Raw genomic sequence first — 26,652 nt, 5'->3', positions numbered from 1 at the left:
GAAAACGCGGTTGCAAAATCAGGCAAAAAAACGGATTCTTGAGGCCCTTCGAAATCGCGTTTCGGGGCCATTCCAAGTGGCCTCATTACGCCGATCATCCCCGGCTCGATTACGCCGATCCGTGACAGGTGGCATCGGCCACCCACAGCACGTTCGGCGCCGCGGCGCTGAAGTGGCGACGCACCAGATCAGGGGCACGCCGTGCTCCTGCGCGTGGGCGCGTGGTGCATCTCCACTGCCTGCGACTTGCCCCGCACAGGCCGGCCAGACGCATCAGACGCGCTACTCGCTTGCGCCCGACATGTACGCCTTCGCGTTCGAGCTGGGCATGGATACGCGGCGCGCCATAGGTGCCGCGCGAGCTCGCGTGCAGCGAGCGAATACGCGCGAGCAACTGCGCATCACTGCATGCCTGCTTCGACGGCTCGCGCACGAGCCACGCGTAGTAGCCGCTGGTGGAGACTCGCAGCAGCCGCGCCATCGTGGCAATGGGCCAGCGGGCCCGGTTCGCTTTCATGAATCCGTACCCTTCGGCGGTACGGCCCCCGTCTCCCGAGCGAACCAGGCAGCCGCGTGAGAGAGTATGTCGCGCTCCATCTCGAGTTGGCGGACCTTACGACGCAGCCGCGTCAATTCTTGCCTCTCGACCGTGGTCAGTCCGTCCTGACGCATTCCCGAGTCGCGATCGGCCTGAGCGACCCAGTTGATGATGCTCTGCGCCGTCGGCTCGAATTCGCGCGCCAATTCCTCAGGCGTACGTCCTGCCTTCACCAGCTCCACCATCTGCGCCCGGAACTCCGCCGGGTACGGTTTCCGATGCTTGCCCATGACGGCACCTCCTCTTCAAAAAGAATAGGTGTCCGTTTTTGCGGGTCAACTTCAGTACGAACAATTTGATGGCGGTCGATTTCGCGCCATCTTCAAAGCGATGCTCCCGTAATAGCTGCCCTTCGGACAGATTGCAAAGCAAGCGCGTGTAGGAAAGCGCTGATAGGTCCCCGCCGCCTACTACACGAAGCTCAGCGCCAGCTGATTTGAAGTGGCCTACATATGACTAATAATTTAACAGAGGAAGAGATTTCCTTGAGATGTGAGAGATTCAACCTGCACCAAGTTTTTGACGGAGAGATTCGAATGAGCCGCACTGCAAAAGATTTGTTCGAACTGCTGCGTCTTTGCCAGGACGGCTCGGGATCGTTGACTGAGCACCTCTTGCGCGAAGTCGCGAAGAGCCTCATCGCCGCCGGGGTTGCCGATGAGCGTGGCGGTTGCTGAGTTCGTCGGGAACATAGGTAAAGGTTGCCCGCAGCCTTCGCCCGCAACGAAGGCTGCGGCTGGCCTCAGCAGCGTGCGAAAGGTGCCGAGCGCCCGACAAAAATGCAAGGAAACGTGCATGAACGGTGAAAGCGTGCTGGACTCGATTCTCGACATCAACGGGGCGTACCTTGCGCTTGAGCAGCGCTTGCTGCAAGCGGATCGATTGAAGGGGATGTCACGGCTCGGATTGAGCCAAGAGCTTGCCAACGTCTTGGCTGGTCTTTCCACGACACAAACACAGAAGCTCGCAGCCTGCGGCCAGCTGCTGTGTTTCGGTCGTCTAAACGATAGGGTGGTGTTATCGATGCTCGCGGTTGCTTCGGCGCGGTTGAACAGCGGAAGCCTCGCGTCAGATGCGCCGCCAAACGAACAGGTTTGAGCGTTTTCGCCGACTGATCAGCTCGCTCGTGGGATTATTTGCCATTCAGCCAGGCCGGTGGAGCGCTGTTATTCGATTCTTCTGAGCCACCCGCACGAGTACACGCGCAATGAATCAGAACTTCGCTGAATGAGCGACGACGCCCATGCATGGGATGTCCCAGGACGATGCTGCACTCGTGGAGGAAGCGGCTGTTGTCGCCAATCTCTCGAGCTGCAGTCGAAAACGCCGCTCCAGTCGGTCTTGATGTTTCAACTGTCGGGGATCGGGATGGGCAGAAGCACGGCACTCGTTTCAAAGCGTGGTAACGAAGCCGCCCTTTGAGATCATGCCGCGCTATTACCAAGGGTTTCCCGTACGAAAGTTTTGCTCGCGATGGTCGATAGCTTGTGCAAGAACTCAATGTATCCGTCTCAAAGTGAGCCTAGCATGAACAAACTCAGCTTCACCCAAAAGCTTTGGCTGCCTTTGATCGTCAGCCTTGTCGCGCTGTTCGTCGTCTCGGCCTGCGCCGCTTGGCAATCTCGCGAGACACGCATCCAGGAGCGAAAGCAAGATTTGGTTGATGTGGCGCAGGTGGGGCTTAGCATCGTCAAGGATTATGCAGCGCTGGCGCAACGCGGCGCACTATCCGAATCAGAAGCTCGTAAGCAGGCACTTGATCGCCTGCGCAGCGTGCGCTATGGCGAGGATGGTTACTTCCTCGTGATCAACTCGAAGCCGCAAATGGTGATGCACCCGATCAAGCCGGCGGTCGAGGGCGACGACCTTTCCAATGTAACCGACGCCGACGGCCGTCATCATTACGCGACGTTCGCTTCCGTCGCCCAGGCTCCCGGCGGCGGCTTCGTTGATTATGTGTTCCCGCATCCGGGTGCACATGCTGCGGGCGCAGTCGGCAAAATCGGCTACGTGCTGCGTTATGAGCCTTGGGATTTCATCATCGCGACAGGCGCTTATGTCGATGACATCGACGCGGCGTTCATGCAATCGCTGCTGCTGCTTGGCTCGATCTTTCTGTGTGTCTCCGTGGTTCTGGTGATCCTCGTTACGATGACAAATCGCGCCATCGGACGAACGGTCGGTGGTGACCCTGCGTACGCAGCAAGTATCGCGGACATCATCGCGTCGGGCGACCTGACGGTGCAGATCCGCACTCGCCGGGGAGATACGTCGAGCCTGCTGCATGTGATGCAGCGCATGCGCGACGCGCTGACACATACAGTCTGCCAAATCAAGCAAGCTTCGGACAATGTCGCATGCGGCGCGAACGAGATCGCCAACGGCAACGCCGATCTGTCATCGCGCACGGAGAACCAGGCGGCGTCGCTGCAAGAGACGGCATCCAGCATGGAACAGATGACGGCGATGGTCCGACAAACCGCCGACCACGCGCGCACCGCGAGCGAGCTGGCGGCCAGCGCGGCGAACGTAGCGAATCGCGGCGGGGATATGGTCATGCAGGCGGTGGGCGCGATGAGGGACGTCTCGGCCGAGTCCGGCCGTATGGTGGAAATTATAGCTACCATCGAAGGCATCGCGTTTCAGACCAACATTCTCGCGTTGAATGCGGCCGTGGAAGCCGCGCGCGCTGGCGAGCAGGGCCGCGGCTTCGCAGTTGTCGCGGGAGAGGTGCGCAGCCTTGCGCAACGCAGCGCCACGGCTGCTAAGGAAATACGCGACCTGATTTGCCGTGCCGTCGAGCGCGTCCGTAACGGCGCAACGCTGGTCGAGGGCACCGGCTCGACAATAGACGAGGCGCGCGATGCGATTGTGCGTCTTACCGCCGTCGTGCAGGAAATCGCTGCTGCTGCCGCGGAGCAGAGCACCGGCATCGAGCAGGTGAATTTGGCCGTCACGCAGATGGACGGGATGACGCAACAAAACGCGGCGCTCGTCGAGCAGGCGGCGGCCGCCGCGATGTCGCTGAAAGAGCAAGCGCTGACCCTCCAGTCGGCGGCTGCCGCGTTTCAGGTCAACGACACTGCAGAAAGCCCAACACCGCGGCGCTAACAGCGTGTTGCGTTCTGGCCGAAGCGCAAAGCGGAGTATCGCCTTTGCGCTTGATGTAAGGCGAGCTGGCTCATTCGTCGGTTGCCGCTTCGTTGTTTAGCTTCCGTAGGATTGTATTGCGATAGATGTCGACCCGGTTCTTGGAGTAAAACTCGTGGGGCGCTGGCTCTTTGTACAGCGTCTGCTTTGACGCCACCATCGTCTTAGCGAAAGTTTTACCGTCGCCTCGAACCCGCTTCTGAGGAAAGGGCCGAATGAATTCCTTTTCATCTTTTGTGGGAGTTTTCAATGATGAGCTTAAATTCGAAGAAAAGCTATCTGCGCCCTCCCGTGAACATCCGTTGATTGATGTGACGTTATCTGTATCCGACGCATGCGTATATAGTTCCAACAATGAACTGAAATTGCTTGATGTCGAACTTGATCTGATATCGCTCGTGGCGGTCGACACTCGCACAGCCATATTTACTCTTGGCGTTGATGCTTCGCGGTTGTGCAATGCTTCGTGATTCGGTGAAATTGATCTACGCGAAAGAGCATGCGGCAGCTGTACGCGCGGGTCGTTCATGCCATCAAAGCACCCAAACGATTTAGTCGAATCACTGTCTAAACGGAGTTTTTTCGACGATATGTGTCCGTTCCTCGTTCGTTGAAAATTGCAGGATTTTGCGTGCGGAGGTGGTTTGCGAAGCTTGTTCGGCTTTCTTTGGGGGAGGCCAGCTAACTGGCCTGGCACAGAGGGCATTACTCGGCGGGTCGTTGACGGAGCACTTGTTGTATTTTTAGCTGAATTTCCAAGAAAAGTTTTAATCGCACCAAATAACCGGATCTTCATATCAGTCTCCATAGATATATTGCCCGGGCAAGCTCGCTTGCACTATGCTACAGCTTAACGATGAGGCCAGCGAGGCGTGCCGATAAACATAACTGGCGAAGTTTAGGCGTGTTTCCCGTAGTCTGGAAATACGAATATCACGTCATAATCGGGTCGCGGTAGGGACGATGGTTACCCATCGCCCCCCGCACGGATCCGTACGTGCAGAATTACTGCATACGGCTCTTACCAAAGGTGTTGACGCGAAACCGCTCGGTCGGGTGGGGATGGACGATTCGGCACAGCGGCAGGTATTTTTGAAGCAGCCCTTGGAAGCGCGACCACGGCATGCGCCTGCGCTGCCTTCGGCGTAGCAATGCGTGACGCCACGCGCGACTGACTTCCTGAAAAAATCCAGCCAGTCGCCGCATGTTGTCGGGCACCGCATGGTAATTCAAATACCCCTGCAGCACTCGCCGCAGCCACCGACCTACCACGGGCACTGGTTCATGCCGACGTCGCATCAGCGTTTCCCGAATTTGGCAAAACGTCTTCACCGTCTGCTCACTCTGCGCAAAGCGCGACAGCCTTTGACGCCACGCCGATTCCACTTCTGCTCTTGTCGACGCCGTCATCGCGTGCCCCTCCTGGGCGAACTCAATGACGACATTGTGCGACTGCCTTTACGCGAGTTCGATAACGCCCACGGCTTGCCGCTTACGGTGCAACTGCATTCGTTGCTCGGACATAGTTGGTCGCGAAGAATTCGTTTTTCGGGGGCAAGCTCAATGTGTCTCGCGATACCATCGAAAAAATAGGGATATGGCGCTTCGTTTTGCGGGGGACTCAAGCGCCCAATCCGAGATGAGTTCTTGGGTTTTCGCATCGCTGTACGAATTCCCAACCTCGGCGAGGGTTGGAAGCGTGGGGTGCTCTGCCAAATACGCAACGAACGAGTACAGATTATTCGTATACTGCTTGACAGTGCCAGGCGCAAAGATAATGCCGTTGACTGTTAGGACGCGTCCGTCCGCCATGGCAGACAAAAAGTCAAACATCAGCACTATGTCGCACAAGGGTATCGGTGATTGAATTTGAGATGTTGGCGTCGTATATGGGCCGTCTGTAATAGAGTGGAGAGGGTGCGCCTGGGAAGGGGCGAGTGCAGGCACCGCTAGGCTTGGGGCTCGCGACGCCGACGACAGCTGCGGTGCAGTGCTTACCAAGGGATGCTGCGCGATTTGTGGCGCAAGGGAATGCGGGAACGGGGCGCAACGTGCTGGCGGCGGCGAGTCGACTCGGAATCTGTCCTTGATGGCGGCCCTGACCGATTCGTCACAATCATTCCAATCGATCGTTTTGCGACGCGGTTCGCTATATCGCCCGATTTCCGTCAATCCAATGAGAGGGCCCTCAGGTCGATGGACGAGGGTTACTGTGCGGCTCTCTTCGTCATAATACTTGATGGCGTCTGGAGGCTGGAAGATCTCTAGAACCGGTTGGCCCAAATCGCGGTCTACGCCTTTTATGAATGACATAATTATCCGCCTTGTCTCGTGCGACAAACACATTTCACGACGCCGCGTCAGATGATGATCCCGCGTTGCGAACTATTGGTTTGAGATGCGAAGACCCGACAAAATGGACATGGGCGAGTGATGCTCGACAACGAAATTTTCGGTCGCTTCGGGGGAACACGCTCACGCATTTCGATGACTTCGACAACGCCAATCACACCGTCGCGCGCACGCTTGCGCAGACCGATCACGGCCTGATGCTGTGCGATTTTCGCCGTCATTCGCCGCTTGTGTAGCGTTCGGGTAAGCGCATGATGATTAATCAAACTCCCGGTGGGAAATCCGTTGAGGGCGCGCTATCCTTTTGAGCCTCGACGGCCACGAGCCTTTCGCTGAGTGCTTTCTGAATCATCATGTAGGAATCCGTGCCGAGTGCGATCCGCTTCGGCGCGGGTATCTGGCTCACGCTGTCGATCATGACGGAAATCATCTTGGCAGGATCGCCCGCCGCGAGAAGGGTTGGGTCCGAAAGGCGGGCTCGCATGGCCGTGACTGGGGTATCCTTGCAAGTCTCGGGAATGTCGCCCATCTGCATACCGGTCGTGCGGAAGGCGGTACGTGCGCCACCAGGCTCACGGATCGTGACACCTATGTTGAACGCAGCAACTTCCGCAGCGAGGGAATCAAAGAAGCCTTCCATGCCCCACTTGCTAGCATGGTAGAGCGATGCGCCGGGATGGGTAGCTTGGCCACCGTAGCTCGACATCGCGAGGATACGGCCGCCCCCCTGTTCGCGAAGATATGGCAGGGCCGCGCGCGTCACTTCGATCGGGTCGATGAGGTTGGTGTCGATCTGGTGCCGGATTTGCTCGATCGTCAGTCCCTCGGCCGGTCCGAACAGGCCATAGCCGGCGTTGTTGACGATAACGTCGATCCGGCCCAACTCGGCAGACGCATTGTTGACGGTTTGCCTGATCGCGGGCATGTCCGTGAGGTCAAGCTGGGCGACGTGGAGTAGATCGCCATAGTTGGCCTTCAGATCGCCCACGGCATCGAGGTTGCGGACCGTTCAGAAAACGCGATTTCCACGTGACAGTAGTTGTGCGCTCATCTCCCGGCCGAAGCCGCTATTAACGCCAGTAATGAACCAGGTGCGTTGCGTCATTTCTCTCTCCCAAGTCAGGCGGTCGTATCTAACCATCGAGTTAGATGGACGATGATGCCAGTCTTTTCCAAGTCAGGGGCGGCGCTGAAACTCACAACCACTTGGCGGCCATGCCGGCGCGAAGTCCTTTCTGCAATGTTGCGGCGCTTTATGGCGCTTTTGCCATTCTGGCGCCATCAACGCGTTGGTGCGACGCAACTAGCATAGACGTCTCTCACCGCGCAATGCGTAGCTTGCCGGTTGATCGACATTCGCCGTGCTGTCGGCGCCGTGTTCGGACTGCTCCGCGAGGATGGCCGCGCGAGCATCTGTGGCGTTGCGCGCTTGCGTGGGCAACCGGTTACGGCGGTTTGTCCTTCGCTCCGCGCATCCTTTTCGGAAACGTTCCAATGTGGATTGTCAACGTTGCACTCAAGCGACCGTACACGTTTATCGTGATGGCCCTCCTGATCTTGCTGGCGACGCCATTCGTGCTGCTAACGACACCTGTCGACGTGCTGCCGGAAATTGACATCCCGGTGGTCAGCATCATCTGGAACTACTCGGGGTTGTCGGCCGAGGACATGGCCAATCGCATCACGTCGGTGAACGAGCGCAGCCTGACGACGACCGTCAACGATATCGAGCACATCGAGTCGCAGTCGCTAGCTGGCATTGCGATCATCAAGCTGTTCCTGCAGCCTAACGCAAACATCCAGACGGCCATTGCGCAGACGGTTGCGGTCGAGCAGGCGCAGTTGAAGCAGATGCCGCCCGGCGCGACGCCGCCGCTTGTCATCAGTTACTCGGCGTCGAGCATTCCGGTGATTCAGCTCGGTCTGTCGAGCCCGCGGCTCTCCGAGCAAGAGCTGAACGACACTGCCCTGAACGTCCTGCGTCCGCAGCTCGTTACGATTCCCGGCGCAGCGGTGCCTTACCCGTATGGTGGCAAGACGCGCCTGATCTCGGTCGATCTCGATACCCGCGCGCTGCTCGCGAAAGGCCTGACCCCACTTGATGTCGTCAACGCGGTCAATACGCAGAACCTGATCCTTCCGACCGGTACCGCGAAGATCGGGCCGAAGGAATACACGGTCAACATGAACGGTTCGCCGACGACCATCGCAGGCCTGAACGACATCCCGGTCCGCACGCTTAACGGTGCGACCACTTATCTGCGGGAAGTGGCCCACGTGCGCGACGGCTTCTCGCCGCAGACGAACGTCGTGCGCGAAAACGGCCGGCGCGGCGTACTGATCTCGATCCTGAAGACGGGCAACGCGTCGACGCTGTCGATTGTCAACGCGCTGCATGCGCTGCTGCCGCAGGCGCGGGCGGCACTCCCGCGCGATCTGAGCGTCACCGCGCTGTTCGACCAGTCAGTGTTCGTGAAGGTCGCGATCCAGGGCGTGGTGCGCGAAGCGCTGATTGCGGCGGCGCTGACGGCGGCGATGATCCTATTGTTCCTCGGCAACTGGCGCAGCACCTGCATCATCGCGATCTCGATTCCGCTGTCCGTTCTGGCTTCGCTGATCGCGTTGCATGCACTCGGGCAGACGATCAACATCATGACGCTTGGTGGCCTTGCGCTCGCGGTGGGGATTCTGGTCGACGATGCGACGGTGACAATTGAGAACATCGAACGACATCTGCACATGGGCACCGACCTGCATGACGCGATCCTCGAAGGTGCAGGTGAGATCGCGGTGCCAGCGCTAGTGTCGACGCTCTGCATTTGTATCGTGTTCGTGCCTATGTTTTTCCTTACGGGCGTAGCGCGCTATCTGTTTGTACCGCTCGCGGAGGCGGTGGTGTTCGCGATGCTCGCGTCGTACGTGCTGTCGCGTACGCTCGTGCCGACGCTCGCGATGCTGCTGATGGGCCATTCGCACCAGCCGAAGAGGGGCGGATTTCGTAACGCGCGACCGAACCTGTTCCGGCGCCTGTATCACCGATTCGACAGCGGGTTCGAGACGATGCGCTCCGCGTACATCAAGATGCTGAGCAGTCTGCTCGCATGCCGCAAGGTGTTCGTGTCGGCGTTCCTCGCGTTCTGCGTGCTGTCGCTCGGGCTCAGTTCCGTGCTCGGCGAAGATTTCTTCCCGACCGTCGACGCGGGCGACATTCGTCTACACATGCGCGCGCCAACCGGGACGCGGATCGAGGAAACCGCGCGCCTCGCGGATGAAATCGAGAAGGTGGTGCGGCAGGTCGTGCCGGCCGCCGAGCTCGGCACGATTCTCGACAATCTCGGCCTGCCCTATAGCGGTATCAACCTGTCGTACAGCAATGCGGGCACGATTGGCACGCTGGACGGCGAAATCCAGATCGCGCTGAAAGAAGGCCACCACCCGAGCGTGCGCTACATCGACAGGCTGCGCGCGATGCTGCCGCGGCTTTTCCCGGGCACCGAGTTTTTCTTCCAGCCGGCGGACATCGTCACGCAGATTCTCAACTTCGGCTTGCCCGCCGCAATCGACGTGCAGATTTCGGGCGCCAACCAGGAGGGCAATCTTGAAGTGGCGCGCAAGCTGATGAACAAGGTGAAGCTGATTCCCGGCAGTGTCGACACGCACATCCAGCAGAAGCTCGACGAGCCGGTCATCAACTTGACGATGGACCGCACTCGTTTGCAACAACTCAACCTGAGCGCGGCCAATGTCGCGCAGAACGTGCTGATTTCTTTGTCGGGGAGCTCGCAAACGTCGCCGGGCTTCTGGTTCAACCCGGTGAACCGGGTGGAGTACAACGTCGCGGTGCAGGAGCCGGAGTACCAGGTCTCGTCGGTCGACCAACTGCTACGCACGCCGGTGTCTGGCTCGGCGACAGGGCCGACGCAACTGCTCGGCAACCTTGTGCACGTGTCGCCGCAGAATCAGTTCGCGGAAGTTACGCACCACAACATCCGGCCGGTGATCGACCTGTACGTGAGCGTCGAAGGACGCGACCTGGGCAGCGTGGCGGCGCAAGTGAACCAGCTTGTTGATCAGGCGCGCGCGACGTTGCCGCGCGGTAGCCAGATCACCGTGCGTGGCCAGGTGCAGACGATGCGCTCGTCGTACTTCGGGCTGGGCGTCGGGGTCGCGATGGCGATCGTGCTCGTATATCTGCTGATCGTCGTGAACTTTCAGTCGTGGATCGACCCGCTGATTATCGTCAGCGCGCTGCCGGCGGCGCTTGCTGGCATCGTGTGGATGCTCTTCATCACCGGCACCCATCTGAGCGTGCCGGCGCTGACGGGCGCGATAATGACAATGGGCGTGGCGACCGCGAACTCGATTCTGATGGTCGCGTTTGCTCGGCAACGGCTCAGTGCCGGCTCGCCGCCGCTCACCGCGGCGCTCGAGGCGGGCGCGAGCCGGATCCGTCCGGTGTTGATGACGGCTCTCGCGATGATCATCGGCATGATCCCGATGGCGCTCGGACTGGGCGAGGGCGCCGAGCAGAACGCGCCGCTCGGCCGCGCGGTGATCGGCGGGCTGCTGTTCGCTACTGTGTCGACACTCTTTTTCGTACCGCTCCTGTTTGCGGGTATCCACAGCCGGCTTGCGCGCCGCGATGCACGCCGCCGGGCCGAGGAAGAAAATGACGATGACGATCGTCATCGCAATGGCCACGCGCCTACGCCGCATCCACAAGCGTAAAAATTCTACGACGGCTGACTGAAATGACTGACATGACTGAGAAAACTCATGCTTCGTTACGGATTCCGGTGCAGGATACCGGGGAGGAGCAAGCACGGCCGCGGCGGCAGCGCGAATGGCGGCCGGCCGGGTTCGCGATTCTGGCCGTGATGCTGCTCGCCGCAGGCGCGCTGCGCACGGTGGCCGCGAACATCATACAGAACCGCTCGGTCGCGCTGACCACCCAGCAGAACGCTAAACAGTACGTTGACGTGGTGCTGCCGAAGCAGACCGAAGGAAGCAACACGACCCTTTTGCCGGGCACGCTGCGCGGTTTTGTCGAATCGCCGATCTACGCGCGGGCGACAGGCTATCTGCTGCACTGGTACGTCGATATCGGCGCGCACGTGAGGCAGGGGCAGTTGCTCGCGGAGCTCGACACGCCGGAAATCGACCAAGAGCTGGCGCAGGCCGTTGCGCAGCGGGACCAGATGCAGGCGAGCCTCGGCCTTGCTAAGACGTCGTACGAGCGCTGGCAGCAACTGCGTCAGCGCGACGCGGTTTCGCAGCAGGAGCTCGACGAGCGGCGGAGTACGTATAATCAGGACGTCGCGAATCTCGCCGCGGCTGAGGCGAACGTCGCGCGTTTGCGTCAACTCGAGTCGTTCAAGCGGATCGTCGCGCCGTTCACCGGTGTTATCACGCAGCGCAACGTCGACGTCGGCGACCTCATCGATGCGGGGAGCGGCGCCAGCCGCGCGCTGTTCGCGCTGGCCCAGGCCGATACGCTGCGCGTCTACGTGCAGATACCGCAGGCGTATGCGCAGAACGTTTCGATGGGCGAGGATGTGATCGTGACGCAGGCCGAGCTGCCCGGCCAGCAGTTCCACGGCAAGATCACGCACGTCTCGGGTGCGATCGATGTGTCGACGCGCTCGCTCGAGATCGAGGTCACGCTTCCGAACCCGGACGGCAGGCTGCGCCCCGGCGCCTACGTTCAAGTCGCGGTGCCGTCCCCCGCGCAGGCCCAGTTGACTGTACCCGGCAACGCGCTGCTGTTTCGCGCGGAAGGGCCGAGGCTCGCGGTCGTCGATAACCACGGCGTCGTGCATCTGCGGCCGGTGACGATCGCGCAGGATCTTGGGCTGTCGCTCGAGATCGCCAGCGGCATTCAGCCGACCGACCGGATCATCATCAATCCGAGCGATTCGATCGAGGACGGTGACCACGTTGTGGTGGCGCAGACGAATGCGCAGACGCGCGAGGGCGGCCGACCGGGCCAGGGACCCGAGCGGCAGCAGGCTTTGAAGGACAAGGGGGCGTCGTGAAAGCTCGTGTCCGCATCCGGCCTCGCACTGCGCTCGGTGCGGTCGCTGGCGTCGCGCTGCTGACCGCATGCACGGTCGGGCCGGACTACCGACAGCCGCAGGCGGATTCCCCGCCTGCGTGGCGCACGGAAGGCTATTGGCGCCTTGCGAAGCCGTCGCACGCACCGATCGATCCCGACTGGTGGAGGAGCTTTGGCGATGACACGCTGAACGGTCTCGAAGCCGAGGCGCTCGCGCAGAACCAGACACTGCGGGTGGCGAGCGCACATTACGCACAGGCGCGCGCGACCCTTGCGAACTCCAAGGCGCAACAGGTGCCGGAAGTAGACCTGTCGGCGGCGGCCGCGCGCGAGAAGATCTCGAAAGCCCGGCCGCTCACCAGCTATGCGACGCCTAACCAGTCGACTGTGCAGAACAACTTGGAGGTCGGCCCGACGATCGACTACGACGCCGACCTGTTCGGGCGCGTCCGCCGCGAGGTGGAGAGTGCCAAGGTGTCGGCCGAGCGCTCGCGCGACGATCTTGCGAACGCGCGCCTCGTCCTGACGACCGATCTGGCGACCAACTACTTCTCACTACGCGAGCTCGATGCCGAAATCGACGTGCTGAACCGGTCGGTCGTGCTGCAAGAAAAGGCGCTCGATTACGTGAAGGCCGAACACGATCTGGGTTCGGTGTCGGGCCTCGACCTGCTACAGCAACAGTCGCTACTGGATTCGACCCAGGTGCAGGCAACACTGCTCGTCAACCAGCGTGCAACGTTCGAGCACGCAATCGCAGCGCTCGTCGGCTTGCCGGCGCCGCAGTTCGCCATCGCGCCGAAGCTCATAAATGGGCACGTGCCGACGATTCCTCTCGGCGTGCCGAGCGACCTGCTGCAGCGGCGGCCCGATATTGCGTCAGCGGAGCGCGCGATGGCCGCCGCGAACGCACAGATCGGCATCGCGAAGGCTGCGTTTTTCCCCAGTCTGTCGCTCGTGCCGGGCCTGGGCTGGGAGAGCACCTCGTTTGCAAGCCTGCTAAGCGCGCCGAGCCTTTTCTGGACGCTTGGTGCGTCGCTCGGCCAGGTGGTGTTCGACGGCGGCCGACGCGCGTCGAACGTCGATTTTGCGAGCGCGGGCTACCAGGCGGCGGAGGCAAGTTACCGGCAGACCGTGCTGACCGCGTTCCAGCAGGTGCAGGACGGCGTGTCGGGTCTCGCGGTGCTTGAGGACGCGTCCAAGCAGTCGAGTCAGGCCGTCGCGGACGCGCGCAAACTGTTGTCACTCGCGAACGACCGCTACTCGGGCGGTCTTGTCGCCTACCTAAACGTGATTGCCGCGCAGCAGTCGCTGCTCACGAGCCAGCGACAGGACGTGCAGATCCACGGCCAACAGATGACGCTTGCGGTGTCGCTGGTGAAGGCGCTTGGGGGCGGGTGGGACGTGTCGCAACCGCCCGCTGCCGCAATGGGCACGCCGGCACGGCGGGAGGCGATGAATCACGAGGACTGACGCTGCAGGGGCGGTAGCGGGCGGCCGATCTACCGCCCCGAACGCGCTGGATGAGGGCGTTTCGTATAATGGCACGGGCAGAGGAGGGCGCTCATGAAGCTGCTCATCATAGAAGACGAACTCAAGGTCGTGGATTATCTGCGGACCGGGTTGACAGAGCAGGGCTGGGTCGTCGATGCCGCGCTCGACGGCGAGGAAGGCATGCACCTTGCCACCGAATTCGACTACGACGTGATCGTGCTCGACGTCATGCTGCCCAAACGCGACGGCTTCAGCGTGCTGAAGGCGCTGCGCATGCGCAAACCGACGCCCGTCATCATGCTGACCGCCCGAGATCACGTGAACGACCGCGTGCGCGGCTTGCGCGAAGGCGCCGACGATTACCTCACGAAGCCGTTCTCGTTTCTCGAATTGGTCGAACGTTTGCATGCGCTCGCGCGCCGCACCCGGTTGCAGGAATCGACGCTGATCTCGGTCGGCGATCTGTTCGTCGACCTGATCGGCAGGCGTGCGACGCGCGAAGGTGTGCGGCTCGATCTCACCGCGAAGGAATTTCAGTTGCTGAGCGTGCTGGCCCGCCGCCAGGGGGACATCCTGTCCAAGACGGCGATCACCGAGCTCGTCTGGGACGTCAACTTCGACAGCCACACGAACGTCGTCGAAACCGCGATCAAGCGGCTGCGCGCGAAGCTCGATGGGCCGTTCCGCACAAAGCTGTTGCATACGGTGCGCGGCATGGGGTACGTGCTCGAGGTCCGCGAGGAAGAGGAGGCGTCATGAAGGCTCCCGACGCGCACTGTCATCCGCTGCGCCCCGCGAGGGGTGACGCCTCACTCAAGCTGGCTCGGCGGGGGGGCGTCATCAACCGCTCGGTCGCCCGCCGGCTTGCGCTGATGTTTGCGCTCGTCGCGCTGTCGGTGTTCACGCTGGTCGGCACGGGGCTGTTCCTCGTGCTGCGTTCGCAGCTTGAGCGCCATCTGCTCGAATCGCTCGATGACCGCACCGAGATCGCGAAGATCATCGTCTATCACGCAATCAATCCGGACAAGTGGCGGATGGTGCGCGAGAAGCTTACCGACATGACGCCGCGAGACGGCACCACGAACTTCTCAGTGACGAGCACAGATCCTGCGTTCAAGTATGGTCACCCGGTGCAGGGGCGCGTGATCAATCAATGGCCGGGTGGCTACCAACGCATCCGTACTGATGGCGCCGCGCACGACATGCTGACGAGCACGCTCGAGCTTAAGCCGCTTGGCGGTCGCCCGGCAGTGCAGTTGCAGGTTGCCGCCAGCTACAGCCCGAACGTGCGCACGATGCAGGCATTCGGCTTTGCGCTAGCGGCGTTGTCGGCACTGGGCAGTTTCGGGGTGCTGCTGCTCAGCTACACGGTGACGCGCATCGGTCTCGCGCCGCTGCGGCGATTGACGCGCGAGGCGTCGGCTGTGAGCCCCGACAACCGCTCGCAGCGGCTCGACACCACCTCGTTGCCGCTCGAGCTGAACGACCTCGCGAACTCGTTCAATGGCGCGCTCGAACGGCTCGATGCGGCGTACGGCCGGCTCGAATCCTTCAATGCGGATGTCGCGCACGAACTGCGCACGCCGGTTACGATTCTGATTGGCCAGACGGAAGTCGCGCTGACGCGCAACCGGTCCGTCGACGATCTGCGTCACACGCTGCAGTCGAACCTCGAAGAGTTCGAGCGGATGCGTGGGATCATCAACGACATGCTGTTTCTCGCGCGTGCCGATCAGGGCGAGCGGGCGACTGGGCTCATCGAGGTATCGCTCGCCGCGGAAGTCGCGCGTACGCTGGATTTTCTGGAGATTCCGCTCGAAGAGGCGGGTGTGGTTGCGCGCGCGCGCGGCGATGCGATCGGGCTCGTGAACCGGTCGCTGTTTGGACGAGCATGCACGAATCTCGTGATGAATGCGGTCCAGCACTGCGCGCCGGGCGCGACGCTGACCGTGACGGTCGTGCGCGAAGAGGGGCACGTACAGTTGCAGGTCGCGAATCCTGGAGCGCCGATCGAGCCGGACGTGCTGGATCATCTGTTCGACCGCTTCTATCGCGCGGAAGCATCGCGCACCAACAGCCGCGAAAACCACGGGCTGGGTCTCGCGATCGTCAAGGCGATCGCGGAGATGCACGGTGGCACAGTGTTCGCGCGAAGCGCGAACGGCGTCAACACGTTCGGTTTTTGCGTGGCGAGCGCGTTTCAGGGGCGCATTGACGTACAGAGGCGGGTTCCACTAGTCATGAAGGAAGCGGACCCGGTGTCCCGTGCGCCAACCTGACTAGCCAGCAAAAACAACCCCAGTCGGCAAGGCGACAGCATCGAAAGATATATGAACCAGCTAGCTCCGAGAGCCATTCATTCCAATTCGGATGCAACTCGACGAGGATGCATTCCGCTGCGTGAGTCGGTAGCTTTCTCAGTCAACGAGCGGCGTTGCGCCGCCGCCAGAATGCGCTCCCGCGTTTGTTCGGGATTGAGCAGCACAACCCCGAGCGCACCGCTTATTAGCAACAATCCGCCCACCGCCAGAAAACCGTGCTCGTAGCCGATCGCCGGTATGCCCTCGTTGGCTTGCACGATGCCGCCCATCAACGCAGGCGCAATCAGGCCGGCCAGCGTGCCCACTGAGCTGTTGATGCCGAGCAGCGCCCCCCGCTGTTTGACCGACACGATGTCGCTGATCATCAACGGGCCGAAAGAGAACACGAGCTGGCTCATGGCCCCGCCGATCGCAAGACACACGACCTTCAATGCCGGGCTCAGGTCAGCCGAGGTCGCGATGAACATCACGCCGCCCAGCATCGCGAACGCGCTGGTCAGTACGCCGCGCGCGAGCCGCGAACTGCGGCCATTGCGGATCATGCGCTGCGACCACCATGCGAGCACGAGCGTCAGCGGAATGAACGATCCGACGATGCACGAGAATAGCCAGCCGGTCACGATCGGCGAATAGCCGAGACCAAGACGCAGATACACCGCGAACCAGGTAAACGCCAGCGAAATCGCCGCATACTCGACAAAGTAGATGACGAGCACGCCGATGAAAGTCTTGTTCAGCAGCAGATGCCGGTACATGAATGATGCGCCGCCTTCGTTCGCGGATGCGGCGACGGCGTCGCTGGCGGCATCGACGGCGCGACTCGTGCTGCCGACCGTGCCATCGCGTCCGACCACGAGCCACACGAGCGTCCACATGATACCGACGATGCCGAGTGCGAAAAATGCCCGATGCCAGTCGTAACGCACGATTAGATACGACAGGATCGGTCCGGCGAGCATCAGCCCGGCGCTCGCGCCTTGCTGGATGATGGTGTTCGGCACGTTGCGATTCGCGTTGTCGAACCACTTGTAGCACGCGTGTTGCGCGAGCGGAAACGCCGGCCCTTCGCCCAGTCCGAGCAGCACGCGAGACGCGACCAGCACGGGCAGCGTGACGCTTGCCGCGACCAGCGGAAACTGCACGGCGCTCCACACGATGGCGAGCACGGCGAGCAGCCACTTACTCTGAACGTGATTCGCGACGAAACCGAAGCCAATGCCCGACAGCGAAAACAGCAGGAAGAAGCTGCTGCCCACCAGCCCGAACTCGCGCGGCGTGAGATGCATGTCGTGCATCATCGGCACGGCCGCGAGACCCAGCACCGCCTTGTCGGCGAAGTTGATCACCATGAACAGGAACAGCATGGCGACGATCAGCCACGCCCGTATCGATCCTTTGTCATTCATCTGTCGTCTCCACGTCTGTTTTATGTGTGCTGGGGCGTGCGTGCCGTTTGCCCTTCATCGGGGCTATCGTTGCCACTGCATCGCGCGTACTTCAGTTCAGCGCGCGTTGCAGCGCGTCGAACGCCGCGTTTGCTTCTTCGATCAGCGTTGCCATCTGCGCGGCGACGGTCGTCGGCCGGGTGATCGCAAAGACGCTCTGGCCAGCTGCTTCGTAGATCAGGTTCGCGTCGTCGTATTCGTGCATCGCGCTGAAGTCCGCGCCGGTCAGCGCCTGCTGCAAGGGCAAAGGCAGCGGACCGGGCGCGCCTGCTTCGTGCCACGCGTCGATCCATGCGCTGCGCACCACGCGGCACGGCTTACCGCTGTGCGCGCGTGTGATCAGCGTATCGCCGCTTTGCGCATGGATCAGCCGTTCGAGCAGCGCGGGCGGCGTGTGATTCTCGGCGGCCGCGAGCCACAAGGTGCCGAGCCACGCACCTTGCGCGCCCATCGCGAGCGACGCGGCGATCTGCGCGCCCGTGCCGATGCCGCCCGCTGCGAGCACCGGCTTGCCGCGCGCGAGGGCGACGATCTGCGGCACGAGCGAAAACGTTCCGATTGTGCCCGTGTGGCCACCGGCGTCGCACCCTTGTGCGACGAGCGCATCGACACCGAGTTCAAGCGCCTTGTGCGCGTGTCGCGTGGTGCCGACCAGCGACAGTGTGTACTTGCCCGCCGCGCGGGCGCGAGCGATCAGGTCGGGCCGGATGCCGATGGCCGTCGCCACGGCGCGCGCGTTCGACGCGAGCACCGCTTCGATCTGCGCGTCGAACAGGGCTTCGGTGCGCACCTGTGTCGTGAAGAAGCTGGGACGTGTAGGCTCGCGCAGACCGAAGCGCACGCGCAAGCCCTCCACGAACGCGCGATGTTCGGGCGGAATCTGCGTGCGCACGTCGTCGATGTCGGCGGCCCGCGGGACGTTGGCGGGCAGCATCAGATCGATGCCGTACGGTTTGCCCGCGAGCCGCGCTTCGATGCGCTCGATGATCTGAGGAATCTCGTGGGGCATCTCGCGCGCCAAGCCGAGCACGCCGAAACCGCCCGCTTCCGCCAGCGCCACGACGACGTCCGGCTCGTGCGAGAAGCCAAATATCGGAAAGTGCGCGCCGAGGTCGCGGCAGATCGCGGTGACGGCGAGGCGCGTCATGATGCGTTCTCCTGCATCGATGGCTGATGCAACTGACGATGCCGCACGTCATCCGGCTCGCCACGCAGCGTGAGCTTCGCGATGTTCAGTTCGTGAATCTGCGACGTGCCTTCGTAGAGTCGGAACAGGCGCACGTCGCGGTAGAGTCGCTCGACGGCGTTGTCCGCGATGAATCCGCCGCCGCCATACACCTGCACTGCGCGATCGGCGACGCGGCCGCACATCTCAGTCGCGAAGAGCTTGCACATCGAGGCGGTCATGGTCACGTCCTCGCCGCGGTCGCGCGCGCGCGCCGTTTCCAGCACCAGCGCGCGGGCCGCGTGGATGTCCATGTTGCTCTGCGCGATCAGTTGCTGCACGAGCTGAAAATCCGCGATCGGCCGGCCGAACTGCTCGCGTTCGCGGGCGCGCACCAGCATTTCGTCGAGCAGGCGGATCGCCGGTCCGATGCACAGCCCCGCCAGATTGATGCGTTGCTTGTTGAGCGCCTTCATCGCGCTGCGAAAGCCCATGCCAGGTTCGCCGCCAAGCAGCGCCGACGTGGGCACGCGGCAGTCGTTCAGATGCACTTCGCCGACCGGCGAGCCGCGCTGACCCATCATCCGATAGGCGGACGAGGTCGTGAGGCCCGGCGTGCCGCGCTCGATCAGGAACGCGGAGATGCCGCGCGCGCCGCGTTCATTCGGATCGGTGCGCGCGAACACAGTGAAGAGTTCCGCGATCGGTGCGTTCGTGATGTAGCGCTTGCCGCCGTTCAGGACGTAGTGCTCGCCGTCGCGCACTGCCGTTGTCGCGAGCGCGATGGCATCCGAGCCCGCGCCCGGCTCGGTCAGGGCGAACGCGCCGGTCATGGCGCCGCTCGCAAGTTGCGGCAGATAGCGGCGCTTCTGCGCCTCGGTGCCGTCGGCGATCAGCGCCTCCGAGCCGATGCCCGTGTTGCCGCCGAAGCGTGCGCGAAACGCCGGGCCGCACTGCGAGACCACCATGTTTACGCACGCGAGTTCCTCGGTCGTAAGTCCCGCGCCGCCGTACGCGGTCGGAATGCTGTGGCCGAACAGCCCGAGCGCGCGCATGCGCTCGACGATCGCCTCCGGCAGCGCATCGTCGCGATCGACCTGCGCTTCGAGTGGAATGCATTCGTCCACCACGAAACGATAGAACTGCGACAGAAGGGTATTCAGTTTGCCGGCATCGCGGATCATCGTGTCTCCCTCCATTTTGCGTGTTGCTTTGCGTGTGAACGGCCTTTACGTTGCGCTGCCCGCGTCGATCACGCCGCATGCGCGCTCGATGCGCAGCGCCGTTTCGAGCAGCAGCGGTGCGACCTTGCGTTCGAGCCAGTCGTCGGCGAGACGTCGACTTACGATCGTGCAGTTCAGCGCGATGCCTTCCTCGTGCGGCGGCTGGCGCACGGGCACCGCAACCGCGTGAATGTCCTTGATCCAGTCGCCCCGGCTATGCGTGAAGCCTCGCTGCGGGAACGCGGCGAGATCGGCATCCCAGGCCGGCAGATCCTGTGCGAAGCGTTCCGGATCGTTCAGCCGCAGACGGTTGAGCACGGCCGTGCGTTCGTTGAGGCTCGCGCCGATCAGCAGCGCACGGCCGAGCGCCGTCGACAAGAGCGGTCGCGTGCTGCCGATATCTGGATGAGCGTTGTTGCCTCGCTCGGGACGGCAGGTGTCCACATAGACGATGTTCAACCGATCGCGCATGCCGAGGTTCACGGTGCAGCGGGTTTCGCGCGCGAGCGTTTCCATGTAAGGCCGCGCGATCTGGCGTATCTGCATTGCGGCGAGCATCGGATAGCCGAGTGTCAGCACGCCGGGCCCGAGCCGGTAACGATGGTATTTCTCGCTGCGGTTCAGGTAGCCGAGCAGCATGAGCGTGTAGGTGAGCCGAGAGATCGTCGCTTTCGGCAGACCCGTGCGATCCGCGAGTTCACGGTTGCCGAGCATCGGTTCGGTCGGCGTGAACGCGCGCAGTACTTGCAGGCCACGTGCGAGATTGATCGCGAACTGGCGGTCGGTCGAGTCGTCGTCGGGTGGCGCGGGTAGCAGCGGCTCGCCTGGACGTACGGTGGGCTTGAGCGCGGCGCGCGTGCGCCGAGGCATCGCATTGGTGGAAGCGGGTGTTTGCGATGCGGAGGGTGTCGCCGCTTGTCCGGTTGCCCGCGTGCTGGCCTCGCGCGTATCCGATGCGCAGGCATCGCGTGCGCTAGGGCGCTTCGGCGGCGAGACGGATAGGGGGTGCATATGTTCCGCAGGTTTCGCAGGGGCGACGCGACGCTTCGACGATGACGATCCCATGGTCGGATTCCGGTCGGAGTGGGTCAAGTAAACGAGCTTAGTGTTTCGCTGTGCGGAACGCCAGTTGAGCTGAGATGGCGATGTCGCCTATTTTTAGGCCTATCCATCGACCGCCTCACACACGGAGGAGAGGCCATGACCACACGAAGTTCTCCGCCGCAGGGACCGCTTGCCGGCGTGCGCATTCTCGATCTGTCGACCGTGGTCGCTGGCCCGTTCGGCACCGCGCTGTGCGCCGATCTGGGCGCGGACGTCACGAAGATCGAGCTACCCGATGGCAGCGACGCGCTGCGCAAATTGCAGCCCGTCAAGGGTGATATGCCGCTCTACTGGAAGGTGACCAATCGCGGGAAGCGCGGCATCACGCTCGATGTGCGAAAACCCGCAGGACGCGCGCTACTCCTCAGGCTCATCGAGCTGGCGGACGTACTGGTAGAGAATTTCCGCCCGGGGAAACTCGAAGAATGGGGGCTCGACATCGCCACGCTGCAGGGCGTGAACCCGCGCCTGAACGTGTTGCGTCTGACGGGCTTCGGCCAGACCGGACCGTACCGGCAGAACGGCGGCTTTGCGCGTGTATTTGAAGCGATGAGCGGTCTGACGAATTTGTGCGGCGAAGTGGGGCGCATGCCGCTGCACATGAATTTTCCGCTCGGCGATACTGTGGCGGGCACGTTCGCCGCCTTCGCGATTTCGGCGGAGATGGTGCGTATGCGCTCCGATCCACGGGCGCGCGGCGTGGAGATCGACTTGTCGGCGACGGAGGCGCTGTTTCGCATGCTGGAGCCGCTCGCAGTCGAGCACGAACAGCTTGGCATCGTGCGCGGACATAACGGCAATCGGGCGACGTACACCGCGCCGTCGAACATGTATTTGAGCGCGGATGGCGTAGCGTTTTCCTTGGTGGCGTCGTCGGAGCCCATTTTCCGCCGCCTGTGCGCGATGCTCGGCATGGAGACGCTGACCGTGGATCCGCGCTTCGTCGACAATCTGAGACGCGTGCGGCATGGCGAAGCGCTGGACGCCATTCTTGCGCATGAGTTTGCGCAGATGACCTTCGAACAGCTCGACGCGCGGCTCACGACGGCCGGCGTGCCGCATACCAAGATTTACACGATCGAGGATATCGTCGCGGACCCGCACTTCACGGCGCGTGACGCGGTGATTCGCCTGCCCGATCCGGATCTTGGCACGATTCCCGCGCCTTGCATCGTGCCGCGCGTGAAAGGGCGCGAGATGCGGCCGCCGCGCAGCGGGCCGTCGGTGGGCGAGCACAACGCGCAGGTCTACGGGGAACTCGGGCTGGATGAGGCGGCGCTCGCCCGTCTGAAACGCGAGCAGGTGATCTAGTTCATCAGTGTGACGCAGCGCGAGCGCGCGCGTCGCGTCACACCGGACGGTTGCAACGATCAGAAGTCGGTGGTGAGCACGCCTTCCGGCAGACATGAATGCCGTTCCATGTCCGCGCCGCCCATGCGCCGCACGATGTCGCGGCCGATCACCGTGCGATGCACCTCGCTCGAACCTTCGCCGATCTGATTGAGCTTCGCGTCGCGAAAGAAGCGCTCAAGCGGGAACGACTTCAGATAGCCGCGTCCGCCCGACAGCTGCAGCGCGTCGGTGCAGACCTTCATGCCGAGATCGGTGGCATACATCTTCGCCATCGATGCCTGCACGGCCGCGTCCGCGTCGCCGCGGTCGTAGCTTTGCGCCGCGGCGTCCACCAGTGAGCGTCCGGCTTCGATCTGCGTCAGCGCGTCGGCAAGCATCCATTGCACACCCTGATGCGCGCCGAGCGCCTTGCCGAACACACTGCGGTCGCAGCAGTAGGTCGCAGCGATTTCGACCGCGCCCATTGCGCGGCCGAGCGCCATCGACGCATGACCGAGCCGCGCGCGCACCAGCGCATCCTGCGCGAGCGCGTAGCCGTCGCCTTCCTGGCCGAGCCGCCATTTCGCGTCGACATGCACGTCGTCGAAACGCAACTCTGCAATCGGCACACCGAACCAGCCGAGCTTGGGCGTGGGCTCGCCGACCGTCAGGCCCGCGGCATCGCGGGGCATGAGCAGTGCGACGAACGGATCGTTAGCGTGAATGGGTCCGTCGGCATGCGCGAGGTCACGGCCGCGCGCAATGACCACGTACCAGTCGGCGACGTTCGCACGCGTGATGAATTTTTTGCGTCCGCTTACGCGATAGCCCGCGCTTTCGTCATCGCCTTCACGGACCGCGACGGTCGCAAGATTGCGCACGTCAGAGCCTGCTCCGGGTTCGGTCAGCGCGAAGGCCGCTTGAATCGTGCCGTTGCAGAGGGCGGGCAACAGGCGGTCTGCAACGGCATCGGATGCACCCGCGACAATCGCGCGACACGAGAGGTCCGCACCAGTCACCAGTGATGCTGCCGCACTGCACACGCGCCCGAGTTCCTCTACGAGTCTTATACGCAGCCGTTGACGCGCATCGCTCCCACCATGCCGGCGCGGAAACGCCGTGCCGATGATTCGATGCTCGACGAGCAGACGAAACGTGTCGCTCGCGAACACGTCTTCGTGTGCCACGGCCTCGGCATTCGGTCCGATGGTCTCGCGCACGAGACGGCGCGTGGTCTCGACAAGCGCGCGCTCGTCCGGTTCGAGCGCGTGCAGGAAACGCTCGCTGAAGAGTCGGGTCATGATGCGTGTCTCCGTTTGTGATTCGCGAGTGCGGCGGTCAGCACGATTCACGCCGACCTCCAAAAAATCAGGCAACCAATCACATCAGGGTCGCATAGGGCAGCGACGAACCAAAGCGAGTTTGCTGATAGTTTCGCCTGTCAAAACTAGCGTGTTCTTGGCTTTGTTCGGCAAACCTTATCAACTTGTGGAACAGCTTCGGCAAGGCGGTTTGTGTCAAGACAGCGCCGTTGCGTCTGCGACGACATAGACGCGTATTCTTATTCTGTCGAACAAAGCCCCGGATAGGCGCCCTACGTTTTCGACGATGGGCTCCAAACTTTGCCTTTTATTCTTTCAACGACGTTTCCATGGGCATCGCGCGTGAGGCTGCAGCTGAGAGTATGGATGTTCGGACGACTTTGACCCTCCGTGGCGCTGGGCGTGGGGCTTGCGACGTTGTCCTCCCTCTCACTTTCATCCGTTTTGTGACGAATCAAATAATCCAGCGTCGAATTAACTAACGAATAAGTACCGGGTCCGACCCTGGCTGTTTTGCCGTCGACGCTAATATCATGAGGCTCGTTTAAGTGGAAGGTGAGGTGACTTAATGGGCCTTCGCCAAGCAGCGAACCATACGAAGCTCGCGTCGGCAATGTCGGTAAATCACCGCCGTCGGCTGCAGTCACGGTGAGAAAGGGATCTCTGGAAGAGCCACGAATGAAGATCGACATATTAATATACTCGCGAAGGAACCACAGAATAGTATAAAGAAGGCGTAATGAAAACCTTATCTCACAAGACCGCACGACCAGAATAACATCGGAAAAGCTGGTGCAATATCAGAAGTCATAACGCGGTATGTTCTCTTCACCTCGAAACGAGCGCCCCACTTACGGATCAGTTGGTACTCGTCGTTACAAGATCACTTTGCAGAGCCTATCTCCAATGGCTGGTGTAATATTGCATTAACATATGAATCGCTGTTCGGCCGGCTGTAGGCATAACTGTCGAAGTTTTTCTCCCCAACCGGGAAAAATACCGTCCAAGGTTCCCCAGGCTCCACTATGACCTTTCCACTCTTTCCCCATTTATCTAATTTGATGGCGATTTTCTCAGGATATTCATTGACCGGGCAACAAATGCCGGCCCATACGTCAACCGCGTAGGAATCGGATAAAATTTGATGATGCCAATGTTCTATGCTTTCCCGAGAGGGTTGCTGTCCGACGACGAGTAGGCGATGTGTGCTGGAGCCAATATCGATTGTGTAAATGTCGGCGTCCGGAAAACGACAGTTGATCAAAAATGCTGCAACATTCGACATCTCGTGACATGCACCATATTTTGACTGTCCCACAAAAAGAGTGTGCCCTTTTTGAACGGGGGTGCGGTGATAGTTCATACGACGAACCTCGCGCATTGATGTATAGGAGGTTGAGGCGTTTATATACCGATGATTGGATTTTGAAGAGGTGCCATCTAATGGTAAATACAATTTATTAAATGATTTTTCTCCTCCTTTGTAATAATTGCGCGCATCGAGGAAGCATTTTTCAGTTTGGGCAAACGTTGGCATGCCACGTCGTGGCTCGACGAACAACGATATGGTGTTCGCCCGCGTTGTGGGGCGGGCAGCGGCCGCTCGCAGCGCGGGCGAAGTTGCTGCCATAAGGCCAGCGAGAGGTGCGGGCAATCCAGCGAAATGCGAGCGCTGATCTTCCTGACTGATCGCCGTTGCGGCAGACATCAATGCCGGCGGGTCCGCCGGCATTGATGTCTCGTAGTCTGCACTTGTCACGGTGTTTCCGCTAACGCCGCCAGAGGTGTAGGTACCCATGCCCAAGCTCCCCATGAACTGCGACATTAATTGCAGGAATCGAGTGCCCTGAGATTTTGTGTGACGAAGATGTGCCGCATTTTCGGAAGCGAACCGGCGGTTTTCCGTACCGCAAACGAAGACGACTGTAGACAGCCATTGCCTAAGTGGCTCGATGCCCAGCATGCTAGTGGCGAGACTGCGGTCGTCTTTTTTGCGTTCTAGTCATGATTACTGCTGGGTTGACTTAGGGCAGCGGCGACAAAGCACCCTGACATCGTGGCGATCGGGAGCGTCCCAGTAAAGGTGGACGTCAATGCTGCCTTGCTGACGATCCACCGCTTAGGGGCGTGACCTGCGGCTTTGTTCATCATGGTCGGTGCCCATTTGGTTACGGACGCAACTATGCATTTTTGACGCAAACGGGCCTGCCGAACGAATTCCACAGGTTCAGCACGTTGGCGGTGATCACCCCCTCGCGCTGCTGCGATTCGATTTTGCGCGTCAGTAGCCGCGCGCAGATGCAGCGCTTGATGCGCGAGATCTGCGACTCGACCAGTGCGCGCTGGCCGTAGCCGTATTTCTTCTGGAACGCATGGATGCCCTTGTCCTTGATGTACGAACGAGAGGGTCGTGCCAGCGCGTCGCCGGTTGATTGTGAACGACCGCATGCGCCGGTGGCGGAATCACCGGCAGCACGCCGCAGGCTGACCACGCTTGGCCCCGCTCGATGCTGTAGTACGCTCCATCGGCAATCACGCACTCGACATTTGCCTGGACTGCCAGGAGCGCATTCAGGCCCGCCTCGTCGGAGACGTGATCCTCGGTGATCGCACTCTGGTGGACATTCATCTGCGCATCAATCGACAGGTGCAGCTTGCGCCACAGCGTGCGGCCCGCCTCGCGGCCGTACTTTTGCCGATGCCATTCACTGGCCCGGCCAAAGCTCATGCCGCTGCTGTCGACGATCAGACTGATCGCCTCGCCTGTGGACAGGCGATCGGCCACACGGTGGTAGCGCTGTTTGACGTGAAGCTTGAGCGTGCGAAATCGCTCGCTCAGAAGCCTGAAGCTGGGCACCGCGATGTCGAGACCACGCAGCGCCCAGAATTCGCGCATGTGGCCGGTGATCTGCCGCATGCCCCAGCCGACCAGCCGGTAGAAGATGAAGATCAGTTCAAGGTATGCTGGGGGTGACCCGTTTCCGTGGACGGTTAAGCAGTTGAATTTTGGTTCGGCTGATTTCCTCCATGTTGGGCGCTTGCGCGAGTTGTCCACGGTCGGTCGGCGGGTCGCCTATCACGACCACGACGC

General features: G+C 61.6%; 22 protein-coding genes and 1 pseudogene. 10 read left to right on the top strand and 13 right to left on the bottom strand.

Annotation, left to right across the window (positions count from 1 at the left end):
- Nucleotides 1–109 precede the first annotated feature (109 nt).
- Nucleotides 110–517: an IS3 family transposase gene (locus GWC77_RS23650; RefSeq protein ID WP_173260872.1), complete on the bottom strand. Its 408-nt coding sequence runs from the start codon at nucleotides 515–517 to the stop codon at nucleotides 110–112.
- On the bottom strand, nucleotides 514–828 hold the full coding sequence (locus GWC77_RS23645) for a transposase (RefSeq protein WP_173260870.1): 315 nt from the start codon (nucleotides 826–828) through the stop codon (nucleotides 514–516). The genes GWC77_RS23650 and GWC77_RS23645 overlap by 4 nt, the downstream gene beginning before the upstream one ends.
- A 306-nt stretch (nucleotides 829–1,134) precedes the next feature.
- Between GWC77_RS23645 and GWC77_RS23640 the strand changes: the two genes are divergently transcribed.
- The 4 genes from GWC77_RS23640 to GWC77_RS23625 all read left to right on the top strand — a co-directional run bounded on the left by GWC77_RS23640 (nucleotide 1,135) and on the right by GWC77_RS23625 (nucleotide 4,218).
- Nucleotides 1,135–1,275, top strand: coding sequence for a hypothetical protein (locus tag GWC77_RS23640; protein WP_173260868.1), 141 nt, complete (start codon nucleotides 1,135–1,137; stop codon nucleotides 1,273–1,275).
- A 118-nt stretch (nucleotides 1,276–1,393) separates the two neighbouring features.
- A complete protein-coding gene (locus tag GWC77_RS23635; RefSeq protein WP_173260866.1) occupies nucleotides 1,394–1,696 on the top strand; it encodes a flagellar transcriptional regulator FlhD in 303 nt (100 codons plus the stop codon).
- 429 nt (nucleotides 1,697–2,125) lie between these two features.
- Nucleotides 2,126–3,709 (top strand): methyl-accepting chemotaxis protein, encoded by a 1,584-nt coding sequence (locus GWC77_RS23630; RefSeq protein WP_173260864.1) that lies wholly within the window; start codon nucleotides 2,126–2,128, stop codon nucleotides 3,707–3,709.
- Nucleotides 3,710–3,963: 254 nt separating this feature from the next.
- Complete coding sequence (locus GWC77_RS23625) at nucleotides 3,964–4,218, top strand: hypothetical protein (protein ID WP_173260862.1); 255 nt, start codon at nucleotides 3,964–3,966, stop codon at nucleotides 4,216–4,218.
- Nucleotides 4,219–4,753: 535 nt separating this feature from the next.
- On the opposite strand, the gene GWC77_RS23620 is transcribed toward GWC77_RS23625, so the two are convergent.
- From GWC77_RS23620 to GWC77_RS23610, 3 genes and pseudogenes are all read right to left on the bottom strand, one after another.
- Nucleotides 4,754–5,158, bottom strand: a complete 405-nt coding sequence (locus GWC77_RS23620) for a hypothetical protein (protein WP_217283386.1) — start codon at nucleotides 5,156–5,158, stop codon at nucleotides 4,754–4,756.
- A gap of 950 nt (nucleotides 5,159–6,108) precedes the next feature.
- Complete coding sequence (locus GWC77_RS23615) at nucleotides 6,109–6,321, bottom strand: hypothetical protein (protein ID WP_173260860.1); 213 nt, start codon at nucleotides 6,319–6,321, stop codon at nucleotides 6,109–6,111.
- Nucleotides 6,322–6,362: 41 nt separating this feature from the next.
- Nucleotides 6,363–7,097 (bottom strand): annotated as a pseudogene (locus GWC77_RS23610) (SDR family oxidoreductase); the annotation flags it as partial.
- Nucleotides 7,098–7,594: 497 nt separating this feature from the next.
- Here GWC77_RS23610 and GWC77_RS23605 point away from each other — a divergent pair.
- The 5 genes from GWC77_RS23605 (at nucleotide 7,595) to GWC77_RS23585 (ending at nucleotide 15,928) form a co-directional block, all read left to right on the top strand.
- Nucleotides 7,595–10,828 carry an efflux RND transporter permease subunit gene (locus GWC77_RS23605; protein WP_173260858.1) on the top strand — a complete coding sequence of 1,078 codons (3,234 nt, stop codon included), beginning with the start codon at nucleotides 7,595–7,597 and terminating at the stop codon, nucleotides 10,826–10,828.
- A 32-nt stretch (nucleotides 10,829–10,860) separates the two neighbouring features.
- Nucleotides 10,861–12,135, top strand: a complete 1,275-nt coding sequence (locus GWC77_RS23600; RefSeq protein ID WP_173260855.1) for an efflux RND transporter periplasmic adaptor subunit — start codon at nucleotides 10,861–10,863, stop codon at nucleotides 12,133–12,135.
- Entirely contained in the window at nucleotides 12,132–13,628 is a 1,497-nt protein-coding gene (locus GWC77_RS23595) for an efflux transporter outer membrane subunit (RefSeq protein ID WP_173260853.1), read from the top strand. Before GWC77_RS23600 ends, GWC77_RS23595 begins: the two co-directional genes overlap by 4 nt.
- Nucleotides 13,629–13,721: 93 nt before the next feature.
- Entirely contained in the window at nucleotides 13,722–14,408 is a 687-nt protein-coding gene (locus tag GWC77_RS23590; RefSeq protein WP_173260851.1) for a heavy metal response regulator transcription factor, read from the top strand.
- A gap of 80 nt (nucleotides 14,409–14,488) precedes the next feature.
- Nucleotides 14,489–15,928 carry a heavy metal sensor histidine kinase gene (locus GWC77_RS23585; RefSeq protein ID WP_173260876.1) on the top strand — a complete coding sequence of 480 codons (1,440 nt, stop codon included), beginning with the start codon at nucleotides 14,489–14,491 and terminating at the stop codon, nucleotides 15,926–15,928.
- A gap of 77 nt (nucleotides 15,929–16,005) precedes the next feature.
- Here GWC77_RS23585 and GWC77_RS23580 read toward each other — a convergent pair whose 3' ends face one another.
- From GWC77_RS23580 to GWC77_RS23565, 4 genes are all read right to left on the bottom strand, one after another.
- Nucleotides 16,006–17,376, bottom strand: coding sequence for an MFS transporter (locus GWC77_RS23580; RefSeq protein WP_173260849.1), 1,371 nt, complete (start codon nucleotides 17,374–17,376; stop codon nucleotides 16,006–16,008).
- A 91-nt stretch (nucleotides 17,377–17,467) separates the two neighbouring features.
- On the bottom strand, nucleotides 17,468–18,562 hold the full coding sequence (locus GWC77_RS23575) for a nitronate monooxygenase family protein (protein ID WP_173260847.1): 1,095 nt from the start codon (nucleotides 18,560–18,562) through the stop codon (nucleotides 17,468–17,470).
- A complete protein-coding gene (locus tag GWC77_RS23570) occupies nucleotides 18,559–19,764 on the bottom strand; it encodes an acyl-CoA dehydrogenase family protein (RefSeq protein WP_173260845.1) in 1,206 nt (401 codons plus the stop codon). The genes GWC77_RS23575 and GWC77_RS23570 overlap by 4 nt, the downstream gene beginning before the upstream one ends.
- A gap of 45 nt (nucleotides 19,765–19,809) precedes the next feature.
- Nucleotides 19,810–20,814, bottom strand: a complete 1,005-nt coding sequence (locus GWC77_RS23565) for an IclR family transcriptional regulator (protein WP_254367124.1) — start codon at nucleotides 20,812–20,814, stop codon at nucleotides 19,810–19,812.
- A gap of 189 nt (nucleotides 20,815–21,003) precedes the next feature.
- On the opposite strand from GWC77_RS23565, the gene GWC77_RS23560 reads away from it, so the two are divergent.
- Complete coding sequence (locus GWC77_RS23560) at nucleotides 21,004–22,218, top strand: CaiB/BaiF CoA-transferase family protein (RefSeq protein WP_173260843.1); 1,215 nt, start codon at nucleotides 21,004–21,006, stop codon at nucleotides 22,216–22,218.
- 59 nt (nucleotides 22,219–22,277) lie between these two features.
- On the opposite strand, the gene GWC77_RS23555 is transcribed toward GWC77_RS23560, so the two are convergent.
- The 4 genes from GWC77_RS23555 to GWC77_RS30360 all read right to left on the bottom strand — a co-directional run bounded on the left by GWC77_RS23555 (nucleotide 22,278) and on the right by GWC77_RS30360 (nucleotide 26,289).
- A complete protein-coding gene (locus GWC77_RS23555; protein ID WP_173260841.1) occupies nucleotides 22,278–23,540 on the bottom strand; it encodes an acyl-CoA dehydrogenase family protein in 1,263 nt (420 codons plus the stop codon).
- A 293-nt stretch (nucleotides 23,541–23,833) separates the two neighbouring features.
- On the bottom strand, nucleotides 23,834–24,253 hold the full coding sequence (locus tag GWC77_RS23550; RefSeq protein ID WP_173260839.1) for a hypothetical protein: 420 nt from the start codon (nucleotides 24,251–24,253) through the stop codon (nucleotides 23,834–23,836).
- A 191-nt stretch (nucleotides 24,254–24,444) separates the two neighbouring features.
- Complete coding sequence (locus GWC77_RS23545; protein WP_173260837.1) at nucleotides 24,445–25,359, bottom strand: hypothetical protein; 915 nt, start codon at nucleotides 25,357–25,359, stop codon at nucleotides 24,445–24,447.
- Between the two features lie 483 nt (nucleotides 25,360–25,842).
- Entirely contained in the window at nucleotides 25,843–26,289 is a 447-nt protein-coding gene (locus GWC77_RS30360; protein ID WP_367949090.1) for a transposase, read from the bottom strand.
- Nucleotides 26,290–26,652 lie beyond the last annotated feature (363 nt).

It is taken from the genome of Paraburkholderia sp. NMBU_R16 (genome assembly GCF_013282575.1).
In the GTDB taxonomy this organism is placed as follows: domain Bacteria; phylum Pseudomonadota; class Gammaproteobacteria; order Burkholderiales; family Burkholderiaceae; genus Trinickia.
This window is presented reverse-complemented; position numbering and strand designations above follow the sequence as displayed.